This is a genomic window from Vibrio anguillarum, from assembly GCF_001989995.2.
Taxonomy (GTDB): domain Bacteria; phylum Pseudomonadota; class Gammaproteobacteria; order Enterobacterales; family Vibrionaceae; genus Vibrio; species Vibrio anguillarum.
In genome coordinates, this window is record NZ_JAHGUP010000047.1 from 39280 (window position 1) to 58495 (window position 19216).

General features: G+C 42.8%; 19 protein-coding genes. 10 read left to right on the forward strand and 9 right to left on the reverse strand.

All coding sequences use genetic code 11. The features are described from left to right. Positions 1-99: 99 nt before the first annotated feature. Both ruvC and cysS read right to left on the reverse strand, forming a co-directional pair. A complete protein-coding gene (gene ruvC / locus PL85_RS12055) occupies positions 100-621 on the reverse strand; it encodes a crossover junction endodeoxyribonuclease RuvC (protein ID WP_013856565.1) in 522 nt (173 codons plus the stop codon). An 81-nt stretch (positions 622-702) separates the two neighbouring features. After that, positions 703-2085: a cysteine--tRNA ligase gene (cysS, locus tag PL85_RS12060; RefSeq protein ID WP_094133911.1), complete on the reverse strand. Its 1383-nt coding sequence runs from the start codon at positions 2083-2085 to the stop codon at positions 703-705. 179 nt (positions 2086-2264) lie between these two features. Here cysS and PL85_RS12065 point away from each other — a divergent pair, with 179 nt between their 5' ends. From PL85_RS12065 to PL85_RS12080, 4 genes are all read left to right on the forward strand, one after another. Then, complete coding sequence (locus PL85_RS12065) at positions 2265-2759, forward strand: peptidylprolyl isomerase (protein WP_010319203.1); 495 nt, start codon at positions 2265-2267, stop codon at positions 2757-2759. Positions 2760-2795: 36 nt separating this feature from the next. Then, a complete protein-coding gene (gene lpxH / locus PL85_RS12070; RefSeq protein WP_019280922.1) occupies positions 2796-3530 on the forward strand; it encodes a UDP-2,3-diacylglucosamine diphosphatase in 735 nt (244 codons plus the stop codon). Between the two features lie 103 nt (positions 3531-3633). Then, positions 3634-4848: an EAL and HDOD domain-containing protein gene (locus PL85_RS12075; RefSeq protein WP_088728945.1), complete on the forward strand. Its 1215-nt coding sequence runs from the start codon at positions 3634-3636 to the stop codon at positions 4846-4848. Positions 4849-4915: 67 nt separating this feature from the next. Further along, entirely contained in the window at positions 4916-5383 is a 468-nt protein-coding gene (locus PL85_RS12080) for a YchJ family metal-binding protein (protein ID WP_115339105.1), read from the forward strand. A 48-nt stretch (positions 5384-5431) separates the two neighbouring features. Here PL85_RS12080 and PL85_RS12085 read toward each other — a convergent pair whose 3' ends face one another. Both PL85_RS12085 and PL85_RS12090 read right to left on the reverse strand, forming a co-directional pair. After that, on the reverse strand, positions 5432-5980 hold the full coding sequence (locus tag PL85_RS12085; RefSeq protein WP_157724195.1) for a DUF2057 family protein: 549 nt from the start codon (positions 5978-5980) through the stop codon (positions 5432-5434). A 140-nt stretch (positions 5981-6120) separates the two neighbouring features. Then, entirely contained in the window at positions 6121-7143 is a 1023-nt protein-coding gene (locus PL85_RS12090) for a porin (RefSeq protein WP_088728948.1), read from the reverse strand. Between the two features lie 513 nt (positions 7144-7656). Between PL85_RS12090 and dinG the strand changes: the two genes are divergently transcribed. From dinG to rsmS, 4 genes are read left to right on the forward strand one after another with little or no spacing between them, the layout of a single operon-like run. Further along, positions 7657-9732, forward strand: a complete 2076-nt coding sequence (gene dinG / locus PL85_RS12095; protein ID WP_088728949.1) for an ATP-dependent DNA helicase DinG — start codon at positions 7657-7659, stop codon at positions 9730-9732. A 53-nt stretch (positions 9733-9785) separates the two neighbouring features. Further along, positions 9786-10565, forward strand: a complete 780-nt coding sequence (locus PL85_RS12100; protein ID WP_010319210.1) for a sulfite exporter TauE/SafE family protein — start codon at positions 9786-9788, stop codon at positions 10563-10565. Next, positions 10562-11110 (forward strand): primosomal replication protein PriC, encoded by a 549-nt coding sequence (gene priC / locus PL85_RS12105; RefSeq protein WP_174223792.1) that lies wholly within the window; start codon positions 10562-10564, stop codon positions 11108-11110. Before PL85_RS12100 ends, priC begins: the two co-directional genes overlap by 4 nt. Before the next feature lies 1 nt (position 11111). Further along, positions 11112-11282, forward strand: coding sequence for a pleiotropic regulatory protein RsmS (gene rsmS / locus PL85_RS12110; protein WP_013856554.1), 171 nt, complete (start codon positions 11112-11114; stop codon positions 11280-11282). A 33-nt stretch (positions 11283-11315) separates the two neighbouring features. Here the strand turns inward: rsmS and PL85_RS12115 are convergent, their stop codons facing one another. Then, the gene (locus PL85_RS12115; protein ID WP_115339107.1) at positions 11316-13433 is read right to left on the reverse strand and encodes a methyl-accepting chemotaxis protein; all 2118 of its coding nucleotides are present in this window, start codon (positions 13431-13433) and stop codon (positions 11316-11318) included. A gap of 225 nt (positions 13434-13658) precedes the next feature. On the opposite strand from PL85_RS12115, the gene xthA reads away from it, so the two are divergent. Beyond that, positions 13659-14468 (forward strand): exodeoxyribonuclease III, encoded by an 810-nt coding sequence (gene xthA / locus PL85_RS12120; RefSeq protein WP_115339108.1) that lies wholly within the window; start codon positions 13659-13661, stop codon positions 14466-14468. 112 nt (positions 14469-14580) lie between these two features. On the opposite strand, the gene PL85_RS12125 is transcribed toward xthA, so the two are convergent. From PL85_RS12125 to PL85_RS12140, 4 genes are all read right to left on the reverse strand, one after another. Next, positions 14581-15258: an ABC transporter permease gene (locus tag PL85_RS12125; RefSeq protein WP_010319214.1), complete on the reverse strand. Its 678-nt coding sequence runs from the start codon at positions 15256-15258 to the stop codon at positions 14581-14583. Between the two features lie 2 nt (positions 15259-15260). Continuing rightward, on the reverse strand, positions 15261-16001 hold the full coding sequence (locus tag PL85_RS12130; RefSeq protein ID WP_094124743.1) for an ABC transporter permease: 741 nt from the start codon (positions 15999-16001) through the stop codon (positions 15261-15263). Positions 16002-16209: 208 nt separating this feature from the next. Further along, entirely contained in the window at positions 16210-16986 is a 777-nt protein-coding gene (locus PL85_RS12135; RefSeq protein WP_026028918.1) for an ABC transporter substrate-binding protein, read from the reverse strand. A gap of 104 nt (positions 16987-17090) precedes the next feature. Next, complete coding sequence (locus PL85_RS12140; RefSeq protein WP_013856548.1) at positions 17091-17861, reverse strand: ABC transporter ATP-binding protein; 771 nt, start codon at positions 17859-17861, stop codon at positions 17091-17093. A 615-nt stretch (positions 17862-18476) separates the two neighbouring features. Between PL85_RS12140 and PL85_RS12145 the strand changes: the two genes are divergently transcribed. Next, positions 18477-19216: DUF3360 family protein (locus PL85_RS12145; protein ID WP_215809352.1), on the forward strand; the 740-nt coding region annotated here is incomplete at its 3' end.

Genomic DNA, 19216 nt, shown 5'->3' on the forward strand with positions numbered 1-19216 from the left:
GGAAATTCCTTAGAGAAATGAGGTTATTTGACTCGGATGATAATAAATAACTGGATGTATAGCCAGTAGAAAAATACCACCTCGCTCGGGATCGGTTTTTCAGCGATATCGGCCTTTTTTAGCACTGCTTGCCCGCCCAGCTAACGCGATCAAGGTTTTATTGGTATTCGCATGACAAATTGCCACACCCAGAGCATCAGCGGCATCCGCTTGTGGCTTAGCCGATAATTTGAGCATTTGCTGGACCATATGTTGTACCTGCGCTTTATCAGCACTACCCGTACCAACTACAGATTGTTTAACCAGTCGAGCGGCATATTCATAGACTGGAAGATCCGCATTCACCGCCGCCACAATAGCACTGCCCCTTGCTTGTCCGAGCTTGAGTGCTGAGTCCGCATTCTTTGCCATAAATACTTGCTCGATGGCAAAAACATCAGGCTGAAACTGTGTGATGATTTCCGTCACGCCAGCGTAAATTTGCTTGAGCCGCCCTGGTAACTCTTTTTCGGAGGTACGAATACATCCACTACCAAGATAGTACAAATATCGTCCATGCTGCCTGATCACACCATAACCTGTGATTCGCGAGCCGGGATCTATACCTAAAATAATTGACATGAAAACCTTAATCGTGGACGAAAAACAAAATGGGCTTAACCAATAAAGTTCAAGCCCATCATCGACAAGTTAACTGCCTGATTATTTACGACGCCAAGTAGTTCCACTTGGGCCATCTTCTAAAATGATGCCGAGTTCGTTCAACTTATCGCGTGCCACGTCAGCATTAGCCCAATCTTTTGCTGCACGTGAGTCATTACGCAGTTTGATCAAAGCTTCAATCTCCGCCACTTGTTCGTCGCCATTAGTGTCTCCTTTAAGAAACGCTTCTGGATCTTGATGCAAAATTCCAATCACATCGGCAAGCTCACGCATAAGTGCGCCAAGAGCGCTGGCTTGCTGAAGATTTTCTGTCTTCAGCTTGTTGATATCACGTGCCATATCAAACAAGACGGAATAAGCCTCTGGCGTATTAAAGTCATCATTCATCGCTATCGAAAAGCGACTGACATACTCTTCACCGCCCGCAACTGCTACGGTTAAATCCAACCCTCTCAACGCAGTGTATAGACGCTCTAGCGAGGCACGCGCTTGTTTTAGGTTATCTTCGCTATAATTTAATTGGCTGCGATAATGGCCCGACATCAAGAAATAGCGCACCGTTTCCGCATCATAGTGAGCAAGTACATCGCGGATTGTGAAAAAATTCCCTAATGATTTAGACATTTTTTCTCTATCCACCATCACCATGCCACTGTGCATCCATGTGTTCACATAGGGAGTGTCATGTGCGCAGCATGATTGAGCAATTTCATTTTCATGGTGAGGAAACTGCAAATCAGAGCCTCCACCATGAATATCAAAGTGGTTACCCAAAATCGCTGAATTCATCGCCGAACATTCGATGTGCCAGCCTGGGCGTCCTTCTCCCCATGGGGATTCCCAAGTGGGCTCTCCCGGCTTCGACATTTTCCACAACACAAAATCAAGTGGGCTACGCTTAGCAAGATCAACATCAACACGAGCGCCCGCTTGAAGCTGATCGAGATCTTGTTTGGATAACTTGCCGTATTCGTCAAATTTGCTGACTTCAAACATCACATCACCATTAGAAGCAACGTAAGCAAAACCGCGTTCAATCAGTCGTTGCACCAAGCCTATGATTTCTTGGATATAAGCGGTTGCACGAGGCTCGACATCTGGACGTTTCATATTCAATGCATCGAAATCTGCATGCATGTCTGCGATTAAGCGCTCGGTTAGCGAATCGCAAGATTCACCATTTTCGGCAGCACGTTTAATGATTTTGTCATCAATATCAGTGATGTTACGCACAAATGTAAGGTCATAGCCTAAGTAGCGCAAGTAGCGAGAAATCACATCAAAAGAAACGAAGGTGCGACCATGGCCAATATGACAGAGATCATAAATGGTGACTCCACAGACATACATACCCACTTTGTTGGCATGAATTGGTTTGAATTCTTCTTTTTGTCTAGTGATTGAGTTATATATTTTCAGCATGATCTCTATCTAATAACTGTTTGAACTAAAATGGCTTCACAGTATAACAACTCTAGCCTAGCTTGGTCATCCTTATTCTCTCGCAATAATACGGCCCCTAAAGACATTTGTTGATTTGAATGTGTCCAAAGTTCAGTTAAAATCCGGGCCTCAACGAAAAATAGATAAAGGTAACTATCATGATCATCCTTCACACGAATTTTGGTGATATTAAAATTCAACTTAATGAAGAAAAAGCACCAGAAACAAGCGCAAACTTTCTACAGTACTGCCGTGACGGTTTTTACGATAACACTCTGTTCCACCGCGTTATCGATGGATTCATGATTCAAGGCGGCGGCATGACCTCTGGCCTAAAAGAAAAAACAACTCGCGCAACGATTAAAAACGAAGCCAACAACGGCCTAAGCAATAAGATCGGTACTCTTGCCATGGCGCGCACTATGGATCCACACTCTGCAAGTTCTCAGTTTTTCATCAACGTGAACAACAACACATTCCTAGATTTTCGTTCAGAAAGCCGAGATGGCTGGGGCTACTGCGTGTTCGCTGAAGTGATCGAAGGTATGGATATTGTGAACAAAATAAAAGCCGTGAGCACAGGCTCTATGGGCATGCATCAAGATGTTCCACTAGAAGAAGTGTTCATTTCTGGCACAACCATCGAAGAGTAACGGTAAAAGGAGCGCTATGCGCTCCTTATTTTTATTATGCATACACTATTTATTTCTGATTTACACCTAAGCCCTTCTCGACCAGATATCACCGAGTGTTTTATCCGTTTCATGCGCGAAGAAGCCATTCATGCCGATGCACTGTACGTGCTTGGCGATCTTTTCGAATTTTGGATAGGTGACGATGATAATTCACCTTTCGCCAACCAAATAAAATCGGAATTTAAACAACTGACTCGCGAAGGGGTTGCTTGCTATTTTACTCAAGGAAACCGCGACTTCTTGCTTGGCAAACGATTTGCGAAAGAAACCGGAATCACTCTTCTCCAAGAAGAACAAGTAATTGACCTTTACGGAAAAAAAGCCGTGGTGTTGCATGGCGACACACTCTGTATTGACGATATAAAGTATCAAGCCTATCGAAAGAAGGTTCACCAGCCTTGGCTACAATGGGTATTTAATCGGCTGCCATTTTTTGTAAAGGTTCGTATTGTGGGTAAAGTACAGTCGGGCATCCATAATGATAAGCAAATGAAATCTATGGATATTATGGATGTTACACAAAGTGAAGTGGATAGAGTTCTGACCCAGTATGGGGTCGATTTAATGATTCATGGCCATACTCATCGACCAGAGATTCATCACAGAAATCAACTTCATGGCACCGCAACGCGAATTGTTTTGGGTGACTGGTACACCCAAGGTTCAGTCTTAGTCTATGCTAATGATGGTTACGAACTGCAAACTCGACCTTTTAGTTCTAAAAACTGACGACAAGTCGCACTCTGGTACTAATTGGTTTAAGTGGTCGAATCAAAAGTTAAGCTATAATAAGTATAATCAATAATATCAATAATTAGATAAGAGTCTTGCCTTGAAATACTCCTATATCGCCAGACAACCCATACTCGATCGTGACCGAAAAACTATCGGCTACGAGCTGCTATTTCGAGACGGTCCTAAGAACACCTTTCCAGATATAGACCCGGACTTAGCAACGAGCCGGTTACTCTCTGATCATTTTTTATCCACTCATTACAATACGCTGGGTAAGCATTTAGGGTTTGTCAATTTTCCTTATCAAAGCCTGATTAACCTCGTGCCTACGCTTTTTCCTGCGCAAAACTTGGTCGTTGAGGTATTGGAAGATTGCGAACCAACTTTAGAGTTATTAGAAGCAATTAAAAAGATGGCGAAGCTTGGTTACCGAATTGCGCTTGATGACTTTGTACCCAGTTCAGGCTGGCTCGTCTTCTTCCCCTATGTGTCAATTATCAAATTTGACATCCGTATCGTTCCCCTTGAAAAAGCCACTCGCTTTATTCAAAAACTTGGTGCGACGAAAATTGAGTTCCTTGCTGAGAAAGTAGAAACCTATGAAGAGTTTAAGCAAGCTAAAAAGGCGGGCTTTACCTATTTTCAAGGCTACTTTTTTAGCAAACCAGAGATGTTACAGCGCAAAGCGTTAGAACCCGCATTTCTTACTGTGGTGCAACTGTTCAAAGAAATAGCCAAATCTAACCTCGATTACAAAGCCATTGAGGAGCTTGTCGCCACCGACCTGACCTTATCTTATAAACTGTTAACCTTTGTTAACTCATCCGCAACAGTCAGTTCAAAAATCCATTCATTTAAACAAGCGCTGATTTATCTCGGTGAACAACGATTGAGAAAGTTTATCTCCTTGGTTGCTATTGCTTCGACGCAAGAATCTAAACCGGACTATTTGTATGGTTTATCCATTCAAAGGGCAAGATATTGCGAGTTAATCGGTGTGAAAGCAAAAATGAACGTCGAACCCGGTTCGGCCTTCCTGACAGGAATGTTTTCGCTACTCGATAGCCTACTTGATCAACCTTTAGAAAGTATCATGGAAGAGATGCCTATCGACGAATACGTTAAACTTGCATTAATAGAAGGGAAAGGAGAATTAGGTCTGGTACTCGAGTTAACTCGAGCTTATGAACAGGCTGACTGGCAAAAGGTTGAGAAAATTGCTAATGCGTTAAATATCGAAGAGCCCGTGGTGAAAGAGTGTTACAACGAAGCTGTGAAATGGACAGCCGATTTACTGGGTGTCCACTCCTGAGTAGACATCGAGTTTAGATCTCCTTAAACTTCCCCGTCTTATATGAATGGGCAATTTGAGAGGATTTATGAACCAATGCTATTGTGGTAGTCATTTAGATTACCAACACTGTTGTGAACCAATCCACAGTGATTCAGCTTTAGCCATCTATCCAGAGCAACTGATGAGAGCCCGCTATAGTGCCCATGTTCTGGGTTTGGTTGATTTCGTCATCAATACCTATCATCCGAGTTGCAATGCACCACAGCAACGTGACGCGATTGAAGAATCAATCAGCAGTCAATGGTGTGGGCTAGACGTCATCTCCGCAAGTATCCGCAACAACGAAAATGAAGGCTTCGTTCATTTCAAAGCCTATTACACACAGAATCAACAGCAATTTTGTCTGCAAGAACGTTCACGATTTATACGAGAAAATGGTATCTGGTTCTACGTTGACGGTGAATTTCCACAGGAGAACACACCAACGAAGCTAGGACGAAATGACCCATGTCATTGCGGTAGCGGCAAGAAATTTAAGAAGTGTTGTGCTTAAATTAAAACGCCAAAGTAGAGAAATTTGGCATTTCATATTTGATGGCGATCACTCTTGTTCGATAATCCATTTTCGAAACGATTTGCGCTCTTCCTTTGTTGACTTTAGATACCATATTTGAAGTTGGGTCAGAGAGTCTTCAGTTGTGCTAATGGCATCAGAATTATTCACCATATCTATTTTCTTGAGGTTGTCAGAAAAAAATATTGCGTTGTCAATGTTATATGATTTAACTAAAGATCCCACATCCATATATGGGAATACTTCGACTGTCGAAGGAAGAATTTTCTGTTCGACACTCACATCCTCAGAAGTTTGAATATCAAAAACTGGTTTTTTCCGTTCGTTTTCAGCATTAATTTTGTCATAACGATTAGAAATCAATTTTATAAATGCTTTACTATTTATGTCTTTCTGCCCCTGGAATGTCAGGGTAACCAAATAAGGGTAGGTAGCATAATACTCCATTTTTCCACCACTTTTTAGGCGTCCAGAATACCGGAGAACAAGTTGCAAATATTCACTGTCAAAGGTCAGAGAGTTATCAGCCTTCTGCCCATTTACGTAAAGTATCTCGATGCCAGAGTCTACAGACAATTCATACCCATTAGCCACTGTTGAGCTACATAAGAAAACTAAAATACAAATAAAGGCTCTCAACAACAAATCAAATCTCCCGATAAATAAAAAGCCAATGCACTGCACTGGCTTTTATGATACTTAAAAATTAAAGTATTTTAGAACGTGTAGTAAGCACCGATTAGAGCAACATCTTTTTCTTGGTTACCACCTGCAGCAAAATCATTTGATGTTTCTGCAGTTTGATATTCAGCAAATACCGTAATGTTGCTTGCTAGAGCATAATCAACACCGACAACTAGGTTTTCTGTATCACCTTTAGCATCTACACCGGTTTTAGTAACTTCATCAATACTCATAACAGCATAAGTTGAATAGAGGCGTACATCATTAAATGAGTAAGAAGCAGCTACACCAATCGCATCACCAGAATAGAAATCTGAGGCTGTGAAGAAACCATACTTGTTGTTACCTTCATATTGGCCATAAGTCACAGCGAAGAAAAAGCCAGATACATCAACAGAAGCCGAGATACCTGCTACAGAGTAATCAGTATCAGCTGCAGCTTCACCTGTTAGGTATGAAGCACCGATAGAAAACATATCTACAGTGTAGTCAAGTGATACACCGTAGGTATTGTCAATATTTTCGTTAGATTCTGTATTGACATCAGCTACAAATACTAAACCGTCTACAACTTTAGCTTTAAATACAGCGCCGTGACCTGTTGACTCGCTACGGTGACCACCTGTAGAGCCCATGTATTTACCTTCATTGGTAATATCATCTTTTTGGATAGCATCCATAGAGTCAGCTAGATCTCCAACTTCACCTACAGCAACACCCCAAGTCTCAGTTTTAACGCCGACATACAAATCGTCAAATGATGCTTTGCTATCAGTAGACTCGTAATCAGAACCAGCCTCTATTTCAAAAGAACCAAACGCTTTCAGGGTATCAGTCAGTTTTGTTTCTGCATCAAGCTGGATTTTTCCCCAAACATTAACATCTGGATCGGTTTTTGTTTCTACTTGAGCGGTATTTGTAGATTTAGTTGTTGCCAAATAAGCATCAACTTCGCCTTTGAGCTTCACGGCTGTCGTGTCGTTAGCGTAAATTTCTGCTGCGTTAACTGAGCTTGCTGCCGCAAGCACTGCTAGTGCTAATAGAGTCTTTTTCATAATTAATCCACTGCCTTTTCTTATGTATGGGAATTCCTTATCCGGTTCCCTTTGTTTTTGCTGGCAACTTCCAAATTTAAACTCGGTTCGTTGCCGCCATTAAATCTCAAGGATTAGATTGCAAAAGATTATCCTGCATGTCAAATATCCTAAAAAATAAACAAAAATAAAGGTAAAAATAATTAAAAACATGTAGTTACATGATATTTTCATAAAATTACGGGCGACTTCCAAGCAAAAACATCACACAATCTAAAAACTAACAATCATGAAACATCAGAATTAAACACCAGTAAAATTTAGTTTGGCAAGATTAAATGGATGTTGATGTCATAATTTAACCGAGTGGATAGTTTTATATTTTTCACAATGAGAATTAAACATAAGTTCCTGAAGGTTCAGTTTTTTTTTGTGAACAAGATCTAGATTTGATCTAAAAGCATACGATTTCGTGAACTGCGTATCCTTTAGTGAACTGTGCTAGACTCGGCACTCTGCTATTTAGGTCTGTGTATGCTTACAACAAAAATCCAAAAATCCATTCGGGATAGTTATCAAAACCTGCAATTTCAGCTCGAAAACTTCATTCCTCGCCGAGGACAAAATTATCTTGTTGCTGAGATTGCAAAAACATTGTGTGGTTCATATCACAAATCCAACCGAATCTTGATTGCTGAAGCGGGTACAGGAATAGGGAAATCACTCTCCTATTTAATGGCGGCGGTTCCTGTTGCAGTATTGAATAATAGAAAGGTTGTTGTTTCGACAGCCACAGTGGCACTTCAAGAACAGCTGATCAGCAAAGATTTGCCTTTATTTAGACGCATCACTGATCGTCAATTCTCTTTTATCCTTGCCAAAGGACGTCAACGATACTGTTGCACCGAAAAACTCGCGGCTGCGTGTGGGGTAGATGGATCACAAATTGCTCTGTTCGAATCAAAGCCACAAAAAAAAGACGTTGAATTATTCACCACCATGTATGAAAAACTGACTCAAGGAAAATGGAACGGTGATCGCGACTCGTGGCCAAAAGCGATTAAAGATGAGTTATGGCAACTGATTGTGAGCGATAAACACAGCTGTAATGGCAGCTTTGCTGGCCATAGAGATTGCCCTTTTCAAAAGGCAAGATCGGAACTGGACAAAGCCGATGTCATTATTGCCAACCACAGCTTGGTCATGGCGGATGCTGACCTTGGCGGTGGTGTCATTCTGCCTGAGCCCGAAAACACCATTTACATTTTTGATGAAGCACACCACTTACCTCATGTAGCACGAGATCACGCTTCAGCGTCCGCAAGCTTGAAAGGCGCAGCTAGTTGGTTGGAAAAACTCAATCAATCCGTAACCAAGTTTTCAAGCTTAGCCGAAGAAAAACGAGTGGCACGTTTTCGTAACGAACTGCAAGAGACACTGCAACAACTTATCCCAAGCTTGAGCCAACTGACAAAGCAGTTTGTGCCCGAACAATTTGAAGAAAAGCGATACCGTTTTGAGCATGGCGAACTGCCACAATGGCTTGAAGAAGAGTCTAAAACCCTGAAGCGGCTCTCTCAAAAAGCCAATCAATCCGTCGCTAAAATTGCGGACTTGATTGCTGAACGAGTTAAAGAAGGCGAACTCGCCGCTCGGTTGGCAGAACCAGCACTGACTGAATTAGGCTTTTATATTCAGCGTTTAGAGAACCTTGCCCAAGTATGGCTGCTGATGGCGGAGCCCAAGCGAGAAAAAGGAGCCCCTTTGGCACGTTGGCTTGAAATTCACCCTGAACGTGAAGGTGATTTCATTGTTAACGTTTCACCGCTAGAAATTGGTTGGCAACTTGATCAACAGATCTGGAGCCGCTGCATCGGCGCAATCTTAGTCTCCGCGACGATGCGAGCTCTTAACTCGTTCAGCTACTTTTGCTCGCAAGCAGGGATCAGTGAAAAGGCAGAAGATGGCACACGTTTCCTAGCACTCGCTTCACCGTTTGATTATCAAAATCAGGCCGAGTTACTCATTCCAGCAATGCGTTTTGAACCGCAAGCGAAAGAGTATACTGATTATCTGGTAGAGCGGCTCGCTGAGTTTATTCAGCCAAACAAAGCTAATTTAGTGCTATTTGCTTCTTACTGGCAAATGCGCGAAGTGGCTGAAAAAATATCAACAGATTTTGTTAAACGAGGCTGGGCGCTGCAAGTCCAAGGTGAAATATCACGCACAGAAATTCTAAATAAACATAAAATGCTAGTGCAGTGTGGTAAAACGAGCGTAATGTTTGGCACCAGTAGCTTTTCGGAAGGGCTAGACTTACCAGGAGAACTTTTGGAGAATCTGGTGATCACAAAAATTCCGTTTGCCGTACCAACCTCTCCAGTTGAGCAAGCTCACGCCGAATACATAGAGAAACGAGGTGGAAACTCTTTTATTCAGATAACCGTTCCTGAAGCCAGCAAAAAGCTGATCCAAGCCGTCGGGAGATTGCTGCGCAAAGAGCGTGATTCTGGTAGAGTCGTGATTCTCGATCGCCGAATCGTTTCAAAACGCTACGGAAAATCATTATTGGACTCGCTTCCTCCATTTAAAAGAACAATAGAATATTAGCTAGGGCTTAACACTACGCCCTTTCATCTCATTACTCAGGGCCGATTTTATTCATGGAATTTGTTGAGCCAACCACTTTGATTGTGTTGGCGCTTGTTGCTTTTATTGCTGGCTTTATCGATGCAGTCGCTGGCGGCGGTGGCATGCTTACTGTACCCGCGTTATTATCAATCGGTCTTCCGCCGCACATCGCACTAGGAACGAATAAGCTAGCGGCAACATTTGCCTCATCAACTGCCGCATTAACCTACTATCAGAAGAAGTTGTTTCAACCAAGTTGCTGGGTCAGAGCTTTCATTGCCACCTTAATTGGCGCAACCATAGGTACTTTTGCTGTCGATGCGATCAGCACCGATTGGCTACAAAAAGTGCTGCCGCTTATTATTCTAGCTGCCGCTATCTATACGATATGGCATAAAACACCGCATGCCCACCAGAATGTCAGCCCGCCTCCCTGCCCTGTACTTCACAAAAAGCAGTATGCGCAAGGCTTGATACTTGGATTTTATGACGGGCTGGCAGGGCCGGGAACTGGCGCATTTTGGACAGTCAGTTCGATGGCATTATACCGACTCAACATTTTATTGGCCTCTGGCCTTGCTAAAGCGATGAATTTTACCAGTAATGTAACGTCATTGGTTACCTTTGCCATTTTGGGGCATATTGACTGGGTGCTGGGACTGACTATGGGAGTTTGTTTGATGGCTGGAGCTTTTGTTGGCGCACATTCAGCGATTCGTTTCGGCGCTAAATTTATTCGTCCGGTATTTGTGAGTGTGGTCAGTGTGCTTGCAATCAAGCTGACTTATGATGCGTGGTTTGCAGGCTTATGAACCATTTTTCTCAATTGAAGTCCTTAATTAAAGAGTTGAAACAACAAGCCGCCAGTGTTGACCGAACTCGTGGTGAACACCATCAGGCTCTATTTGATGAGCGCCTGTTCCACTGTAAAGCGCACTTATTAATCCCTTGTGTTATGGAAGCAAAAGCGACCTTTGACTCCATCATGCGCGAACAAGAGAGCCAACGGCTAACCAGTCAACGAGCTCAATATCTAACCGATCGACTGCTTGCACAAATTGCGGCAATCCAACGCGAAATATCGACAGTATCGATCAGAAAAAGTGAGCCCAAGCATCGCAGCTATTATCGCAAACCGATCAATGCGTTATATCAAGAGCTGGCCCAGCATCAAGAATGGGAGCGGAGGCTGATGGATATGGTGAGAGAAAAAGAACTCGGGCTCAAGCAAAATTCTGCTGTTAGTCAGCAGCAAGCACAAAAAGCGTTATTGACCGTAGAGCAGCGGCTCAAGCGTTGCCAAGAAGCCAAAGCCAAAATTGAGAAACAAATTACGTTCAGGGAGAAAAACCAATAAAATGAATGATCCTACTGTACCGCTAGACGGTGCGTCTGAAGAGATAAAGCTCGCTGTCGATCTCATCTACTTATTAGAAACCAATCAGATTGAACCACACACCGCACTTGAAGCGCTGAAAATCGTACAGCAGGATTTATTGCGTAAACTGGATGATACTGCGAGAGAGTAAGAAGCAAACATCTACTTCTTACTCTTTCAGCCGTTAGACTTTAAATTGCCCAACCAACTGTTGCTGCTTAGCCGAGAGTTGGCTTATCTGAGCACCAACCGATTCTGATTCACCGACCAGTATCAATATCTGCGCGCTAAGATCACGAATATTGGATAGGCTGAGGTTGACTTCACCAGAGACGGCTTGCTGTTCTTGGGCCGCTTTCACAATCTGGCTATTCATATCGTTAATTGCTGAGATGGATTCAAACACTATTTCTAATTCAGCAACGGCCTTTTGGACTTGTATCGCAGTTCCATTTGCTAACGCGTTTCCTTGCTGGATCACCTCAACTACGCCCTCAGTACCTTGTTGAACTTTTTCTATCACTTTGCGTATTTCACCCACAGAATTCTGAGTCCGCTGGGCCAAATTACGTACCTCATCGGCGACAACAGCAAACCCTCGCCCTTGATCTCCGGCCCGAGCCGCTTCTATAGCCGCATTTAATGCGAGCAAATTGGTTTGCTGTGAAATTCCCTCAATGACCGTTAAAATTTCGGTAATATTGATATTGTTTTGAGCCAACTCTTCAACAACCGGCACCGCATCACTCATTCGCACCACCAGCTTATGCATCTCAGCTTCAGAGGCACGGATGACATCCTGCCCAGTCAGTGCGGAGTGATTAGCTTGCGAAGCGGCTTGCACCGCAGCCTCGGCATTTTGCACAACGAGACTTGCTGTTTGTGTCATTTCTTCAGAGGCAGTCGCCACCATATCCATCTCTTTAAATTGAGACTCACTACGGCTACGTGTTTGTACGGCAGACTGCCGTGCCTGTTCAGTCGTTTGAGCTACTTGGTTCGCACTTTCTACGATCTGCTGAATGATAGCCTGTAATTTGTCTAAAAACTGGTTAAAGCCGCGTGCCAAATCACCGATTTCATCATGACTACTGATGACAAGCCGCTGAGTTAAATCCCCTTCGCCAGAAGCAATATCTTGTAACCGCTCCACGACCGCTCGAATAGGTTTCACAATTTGGGTGGCAGCTAGCGCAATGATTGCGAGCCCTAAAAAGACTAGCAATGCGCCGACTAATAACTCCGCTCTAACGCCATTCTCTACCTGTTGAGTAATGATCTGATCCAGTTGATTGGCATCAGCTAGCACACTCGATGTCGGCATTTCAAAAACCACGCCCCAAGTCTGGTTCGCCACCTGAATAGGAGCAAAGACAGACAACCACTGCCGATCTGAATTCCATTGAGAATGGACTTTACCCTCGGCTAGAAGATTGGCGATCTCCTTTGTAGTCAAAACGGAATCAGCCAGTGGCGCGCCTAAGGTTAATTCACGCTCATCAGTCGCAATAAGCGTGTTATTTAAGCTGACAATAAAGACCTTACCACTACCGCCAAATAGACTTTGATCTGAACTCAGTGCAATAGCTACCAGTGGGCTAAGCTTTAAATCGATGCCAAAAAAGCCAATCGCAACACCATCAATCAAAATGGGCACAGAGAGAGAAGAAGTAAGAAACGTTTCATTGTCTTGAATCACGATTTTAGGCGATGAGATACATGCACTAGCTGTTGTTAACGGGCAGGCGAAACGCTCACTGTTTCCTTCATCCTTCAATGCCACTTCGCTTAATACATTTGCCACCACATTTTCACCATTGGAGGAAGTTATCCAGTATGCAGCGAATCGACCTATTTCATTTGAGCCTACATAGTCAGCATTCTGGTAGTTGTCATCCTCGCTATCGAGCAAATTTGGCTTAAAGACGAGATAAGCCCCCTGAACATTGGGATAATTGACTACCGTCTTGCGAACCATTTCATCTAAAGATGTCCTTAACGCTTCGTTTTCACCAAAATTTTCTTCGGTATTTGACTTGAAAAACAAGGCCGTATCAGCAAGCATCTGAGCCCGATACATGGCTTCACTGAGATATTCAGATACTTCGGTGGCATTGAGCAGCGCCCGAGTTTCTAATAACTGCTGCGATTTATTGATCACAGAATCTGAACTTTGTTGTTTTATTGCTTGTTGGTTATTCACTGCGTTATAAACAGAAAAACCAATGAGAGACAATGACGTAATTAACAGGCAAAGGCCGGCTAAAAGGGTTATTTTCCATTGAACCGAAAGTGTTCGCATACTACATCCTTATGCTGCGCTAATAGGGTTTTCAGACAAAACGGTGACCGTTTTAATTAGAGCATATTGACTTGAGAGATCAATCGTAAGTTTACATAAATGTTAATAAAAATATCATTTCTGACTATTCAAAAAGTTTACGTATTACAATTGATTCGCTTTTCGTCTTGTCCTTGCGCCTTGAAATGGTAACATCTTGCGCACAACTCATCTTAAGGATCCCTTATGAAAGTCATCAGTTTTAACATCAACGGTTTGAGAGCTCGCCTTCATCAACTGCAAGCGATTATTGATAAGCATCAACCTGATGTCATTGGACTTCAAGAAATTAAAGTACACGATGACGCTTTTCCTCTTGAGGATGTTGAAGCCATGGGCTACCACGTCTATTTTCATGGTCAAAAAGCACATTATGGCGTCGCCATGTTGTGCAAAAAGGAACCCATTTCAGTACAGAAAGGCTTTCCTAGCGATAATGAAGATCATCAAAAACGCATGATTATGGCCACTTTTGAAGATGACAACGGCCAAAAAACAACCATACTCAACGGCTATTTTCCTCAAGGGGAGAATATTTCCCATGAAACAAAATATCCCTATAAGCGTCAGTTTTATAAAGATCTAATGGGTTACTTAACGTCACATCACTCCCCTAACGAACAAATAATTGTGATGGGAGACATTAACATCAGCCCTATCGACTTGGATATTGGGATTGGTGAAGCCAATAGAAAACGCTGGTTGCAAACGGGAAAATGCTCTTTCCAACCTGAAGAGCGCGAATGGTTACAAACTTTAATGGACTGGGGTTTGGTTGACACATTCCGTCAGTTAAATCCGGATGTAAATGATCAATTTTCGTGGTTTGATTATCGCTCACGTGGCTTTGATGATAACCGCGGGCTACGAATCGACGTCATTTTAGCGACCCCGAACCTAGCAAAAAAATGCCAAGAAGTCGGCATCGACTATGAACTTCGAGGAATAGAAAAACCTTCTGATCACGCGCCAATTTGGTCCAGTTTTTCTTTGTAGGAACAGAAAGTAACGTGCCAATAAGAAGCGCGCATTCAGCGCGCTTCTTATTTTAATCTATGCCTGGATTATATAAACAAACTCGGTACAACAAATTGCTACTTGCAGCCCTTCAGCTTAATGGGCGCAAATAAGCTAAGAAGCGTTTTTCAGCCTGTTTAAAGCAGAACAAAATAATGAAGGTCAAGCCCATATAGAACAAACCTGCGGTTAAAAATGACTCGAATGGAGCATAATAACGAGAGTTCACTAAACGCGCAGCTCCCGTTAAATCCATAATGGTAACAATACCAGCAACCGCAGAGCCGTGGAGCATGAAGATAACTTCATTACTATAAGCGGGCAGTGCGCGCCTTAACGCACTCGGTAGAATAATTCGCCGATACGTTTTCCAAGTACTCATTCCGTATGCTTTCGCCGCTTCAACTTCGCCTTTCGGCAATCCATTGATCGCGCCGCGAATAATTTCAGCCGTGTAGGCGGACGTATTGAGAACAAAAGCAACCAACGCGCAAAACCAAGCGTTTTCCCACAAGGTATCTTTCACCGGGAAAAATTGATCCATTCCATAGTAGATGAGATAAAGCTGGACCAATAACGGTGTACCACGAAAAAAGTAGGTATAAGCCCATGCTGGAGTACGAATAAAATAGTTGTGGCTATTTCTAGCAATCGCTAAGGGGATCGCAAGGCTCAAACCGATAATTAACGACAACCCCACCAGCCAAACCGTTGTCCACAGCCCACTAAAATAAATTGGTAGGCTTTGAGTAATAAGGGAAAAATCCATATTTACCTCGTGTGAATGCTGAACTTGCGCTCAACCAATTTGAGAAGACCAGTTGATACACTGGTAAAGAAAAGGAAGATCACTGCAACAGCCATATAAAAGGTGAATGGCATTTTTGTCGAACCCGCCGCGAGTGAGCTGACTCTGACCATATCTTCTAATCCAATAATGGAAACAAGTGCCGTCGTTTTGAGCAATACTAACCAGTTGTTACCAAATCCTGGTAACGCATGACGGACCATTTGAGGAAGCAAAATGCGTCTAAATGCTAACGTGGAACTCATACCATACGCTTTCGCCGCTTCCATCTCCCCTTTATCAACCGCCATAATAGCGCCACGAAAGGTTTCAGCCATATAGGCACCGAAAATGAAACCTATGGTTAGCACCCCTGCAATGAAAGGGCTAACATCAATATAATCGGGGAGATAAGCGGTCCATTCATGGCTCGGGTCACTTGCCATAAACCAATTGTTTAGCCATTCGTTGATTGAATAAAGGCTATTATTCAACAATATTTGACCGCCAAAGAAAATAAGCATCATTAACACAAGGTCTGGAATACCGCGAATGATGGTCGTATAAAGAGTGGCAATGGCTCTTGCCCAACGGTAAGGTGCAAGCTTGGCTAGCGCACCTAGCATGCCAAGTAACATGGCAAGTAATAAAGAGAGCACGGCAACTTCAATGGTCAGCACCGCTCCCTTCAAAATTGAGGCTTCATATCCGTGTAGGTCCAACATAATTCATCCCTAGTCCCTGGAGAATTTAACGGCTGGGTACTTCTGGAACTAGGATCCAGCCGTTAAGAATCAATGGATTCCCATCATAATTGAGAAGGTGGAGTCAACTGAGCTAACCAGTCCTAATTACAGAGTGATCGATAAACATATTCATATGCTCGGCCCACTCTCACCTTCTAATTATATGGGTAAGATATGATGTTACAGCTTATTCACCGTATACATCGTAATTAAAGTATTTGGTCGCAATTTCTTGGTAAATCCCTTGTTGACGAAGAGATTTAATCGCCATATCAAGTTTTTGAGTGAGATCTTTGTCTTGTTTACGAACCGCAATACCAAAACCATCGCCAAACCATTTCGGATCGGTTAATGATGGGCCGACGAACTCATACGCTTCGCCGCCCGCTTTGTTAAGCACACCCTCTTCCAATGCAGAGGCATCACCCAATACTGCCGCAATACGACCATTGGCTAGGTCAAGATAGGCTTCATCAAATGAACCATAACGGACAATTTCAACTGCATCGCCATAATTATCAGTAAGATACTTATCGTGCGTTGTTGCACGTTGTACACCAATTTTCACCCCTTTTAGACCTTCTTTAGAAAAATCCAACGCGGCTCCCTTCTTGGCGATAAATTTATTGGGAATTAATGCGTACTTACCAGTGAAATCGACTTTTTTCTTGCGCTCGTCGGTAATCGACATGGCTGCAATAATCGCGTCATATTTACGTGCAAGCAGTGATGGGATAATGCCATCCCAGTCTTGTGGAACGATTTTACATTCCACTTTCATCTCCTTGCACAACGCATTGGCCATATCAACATCAAAGCCTTTGAGAGATCCATCAGCCTCTGTCCAGCTAAAAGGAGGATAAGCCCCTTCTATACCAAAACGAACCGTCTTCCATTCTTTCGCTTGGGCCATACCAGTCATTGCACTAGCAGCAACGGCTGCAACTAATAACCACTTTTTCATTTCCATACTCCTGTGATTGAGGTCTTACTTATTTATCATGCTATGTTTATGTTGGTTTTGCTTAATATTTATGTCGTGACGAATACCACAACATAATGAACACATTAATAAATAGAGGATATAAATTGTTTTAACCGTTCAGATTTAGGCTGGGTGAACAGGATGGCTGGATCTCCTTGCTCTTCCACTAAACCTTGGTGCAAGAACATCACATGGTTTGAAACATCGCGAGCAAAGGCCATTTCATGAGTCACTACCAGCATAGTACGGCCTTCTTCTGCCAAGTCTCTCATAACACCCAACACTTCACCCACCAATTCAGGATCAAGTGCAGAAGTGGGCTCATCAAACAGCATGACTTCTGGCTCCACGGCCAACGCTCTAGCAATCGCCGCACGTTGTTGTTGCCCACCAGAAAGGTGACCAGGATAATAGTCTTTACGTTCATACAGGCCGACTTTTTTAAGCAGCACCTCAGCACTCTCGATGGCTCGTGCTTTCGGTACTCCTAACACATGAATTGGTGCTTCAATAACGTTTTCTAACACCGTCATGTGCGACCAAAGGTTAAATCCCTGAAATACCATAGCAAGGCGTGAGCGAATTCGTTGCACCTGCTTTTCACTCACAGGTGAAGCTTCACCTTGCCGATTTTTTTTCATTTGAATGAGTTCACCATTGACCCAAATATCACCAGAGGTTGGTGTTTCAAGTAAATTGATGCATCTAAGAAAGGTACTTTTTCCCGAGCCAGAAGAACCAATAATGGAGATAACATCACCCTTACGAGCTTCTAGTGAGATTCCTTTTAGTACTTCGTTTTGACCAAAGGTTTTGTGCAGCTCTTTAATATTCAGCGCCGGTACATCAGTCATGCGCTTAACTCCCTGTATTTGCTACTGCAGAGTATTCCAACTCCCATTTTTGATACAAACTAGCATTCACACCGAAAACATGCAACAAATTATTAACCTAGAAAATAAGGATATTTAGTTATTTTATCTGATTAAAAATTCACATTTTAGCCAATACTTCTCCATATGGCGCATATAAATGGCACATCAAGCAATTAACAGTTAACTCATTTCATTAACATTTACTTAAAAATAGACAACCTATTCATGTATAAAGTACACCTAGATTCATAGGATATTTAAGGTCATTAATATCATTGAAACTCTTTTACAAACATCACAATGTGAAAACTTATTTCAAGCAAGTAACGCCTCAACCCCCCGTTTTCATTAGGCTGCTGTAGTTTTCTTTCACATTTATTCTTAAAGTGATCAAGATCAATCACCCTAAAGGATAAGCAAGCTAAACTCGCGAGCAAAGATAAGGTTGTATAAATAACCACACTCTCTTTTTTAGTTGTTGTTATGCAAGCACATATGAGATGTGCTACATATTCAATTAAAAACATTACCGCTTCTTCGCGGATTACTAGGATTCAGTACGAATTACTAACTTTTAAAAAATATGAGGAATCTATGCCAGACGTAGTCAACAATGAGCGCTCAGAAATCGAGACGAAAAGCTATAAAGAGCTGCATCGTCCAGCATCTGAGTTTGCAAGCCGTTCAGATTACCTAGACCACGAACTGCAAATCATGAAGCCCCGTCGCTTTGGTTTGAACTTACCTGGTCGTGACTTCCGTTTTGAACTTGAAGATTTTGTACCAGCCATCGCGGGCACAATCGGCATCATCGCCATGTACTCAGCGGTAATGATGTCTTGGGCTGATGGCCTAACCCAAGCATGGGATCACATTCATCTAGGTAAAGACTTCGCGATTGAAGTTGCACGTGTAGAGATGTTATTTCCTGCCCTCTTCTTCTGTGTTATTGCCTCTGGTTTCTTAAACCCAAAAGCCAACTTAGCTGGCAACCATGGCCCAATGATCCCTCTTATCGGCTCAATCGCATTAGCCGGTGCACACCCTTTGGCATTGGCAATTTTGCTTGGCGTTTTTGGTCTTCTCTTAAGTTACTTTAAAGGAGGCTCGAAACTGGTCAATCTAACCTCCGAGGGAACCGCAGGCGGGTTGCTTATCTTCCTCGGCTTTACCGGAACAATGAGCCAAATTGGTTCTATCCAAACTTGGGCTACCAGTTTGCAATCGGCCGATGTCGCCGCAGGCAGCTTAGGTTACGTTGGCCTAGTGGTTTTAGGTGTCAATATTGTGCTGTATGCATTTCTTGCAAAAATCAACATGCGTTGGTTAGCAAT

Coding starts and splice junctions, on each gene's coding strand:
- dinG (WP_088728949.1), top strand. CDS start 7,657: ATGCTTACAACAAAAATCCAAAAATCCATTCGGGATAGTTATCAAAAC.
- PL85_RS12140 (WP_013856548.1), bottom strand. CDS start 17,861: ATGACTGATGTACCGGCGCTGAATATTAAAGAGCTGCACAAAACCTTT.
- PL85_RS12065 (WP_010319203.1), top strand. CDS start 2,265: ATGATCATCCTTCACACGAATTTTGGTGATATTAAAATTCAACTTAAT.
- PL85_RS12080 (WP_115339105.1), top strand. CDS start 4,916: ATGAACCAATGCTATTGTGGTAGTCATTTAGATTACCAACACTGTTGT.
- lpxH (WP_019280922.1), top strand. CDS start 2,796: ATGCATACACTATTTATTTCTGATTTACACCTAAGCCCTTCTCGACCA.
- PL85_RS12135 (WP_026028918.1), bottom strand. CDS start 16,986: ATGAAAAAGTGGTTATTAGTTGCAGCCGTTGCTGCTAGTGCAATGACT.
- PL85_RS12090 (WP_088728948.1), bottom strand. CDS start 7,143: ATGAAAAAGACTCTATTAGCACTAGCAGTGCTTGCGGCAGCAAGCTCA.
- PL85_RS12125 (WP_010319214.1), bottom strand. CDS start 15,258: ATGGATTTTTCCCTTATTACTCAAAGCCTACCAATTTATTTTAGTGGG.
- rsmS (WP_013856554.1), top strand. CDS start 11,112: ATGAATGATCCTACTGTACCGCTAGACGGTGCGTCTGAAGAGATAAAG.
- cysS (WP_094133911.1), bottom strand. CDS start 2,085: ATGCTGAAAATATATAACTCAATCACTAGACAAAAAGAAGAATTCAAA.
- ruvC (WP_013856565.1), bottom strand. CDS start 621: ATGTCAATTATTTTAGGTATAGATCCCGGCTCGCGAATCACAGGTTAT.
- PL85_RS12130 (WP_094124743.1), bottom strand. CDS start 16,001: ATGTTGGACCTACACGGATATGAAGCCTCAATTTTGAAGGGAGCGGTG.
- PL85_RS12115 (WP_115339107.1), bottom strand. CDS start 13,433: ATGCGAACACTTTCGGTTCAATGGAAAATAACCCTTTTAGCCGGCCTT.
- xthA (WP_115339108.1), top strand. CDS start 13,659: ATGAAAGTCATCAGTTTTAACATCAACGGTTTGAGAGCTCGCCTTCAT.
- PL85_RS12100 (WP_010319210.1), top strand. CDS start 9,786: ATGGAATTTGTTGAGCCAACCACTTTGATTGTGTTGGCGCTTGTTGCT.
- priC (WP_174223792.1), top strand. CDS start 10,562: ATGAACCATTTTTCTCAATTGAAGTCCTTAATTAAAGAGTTGAAACAA.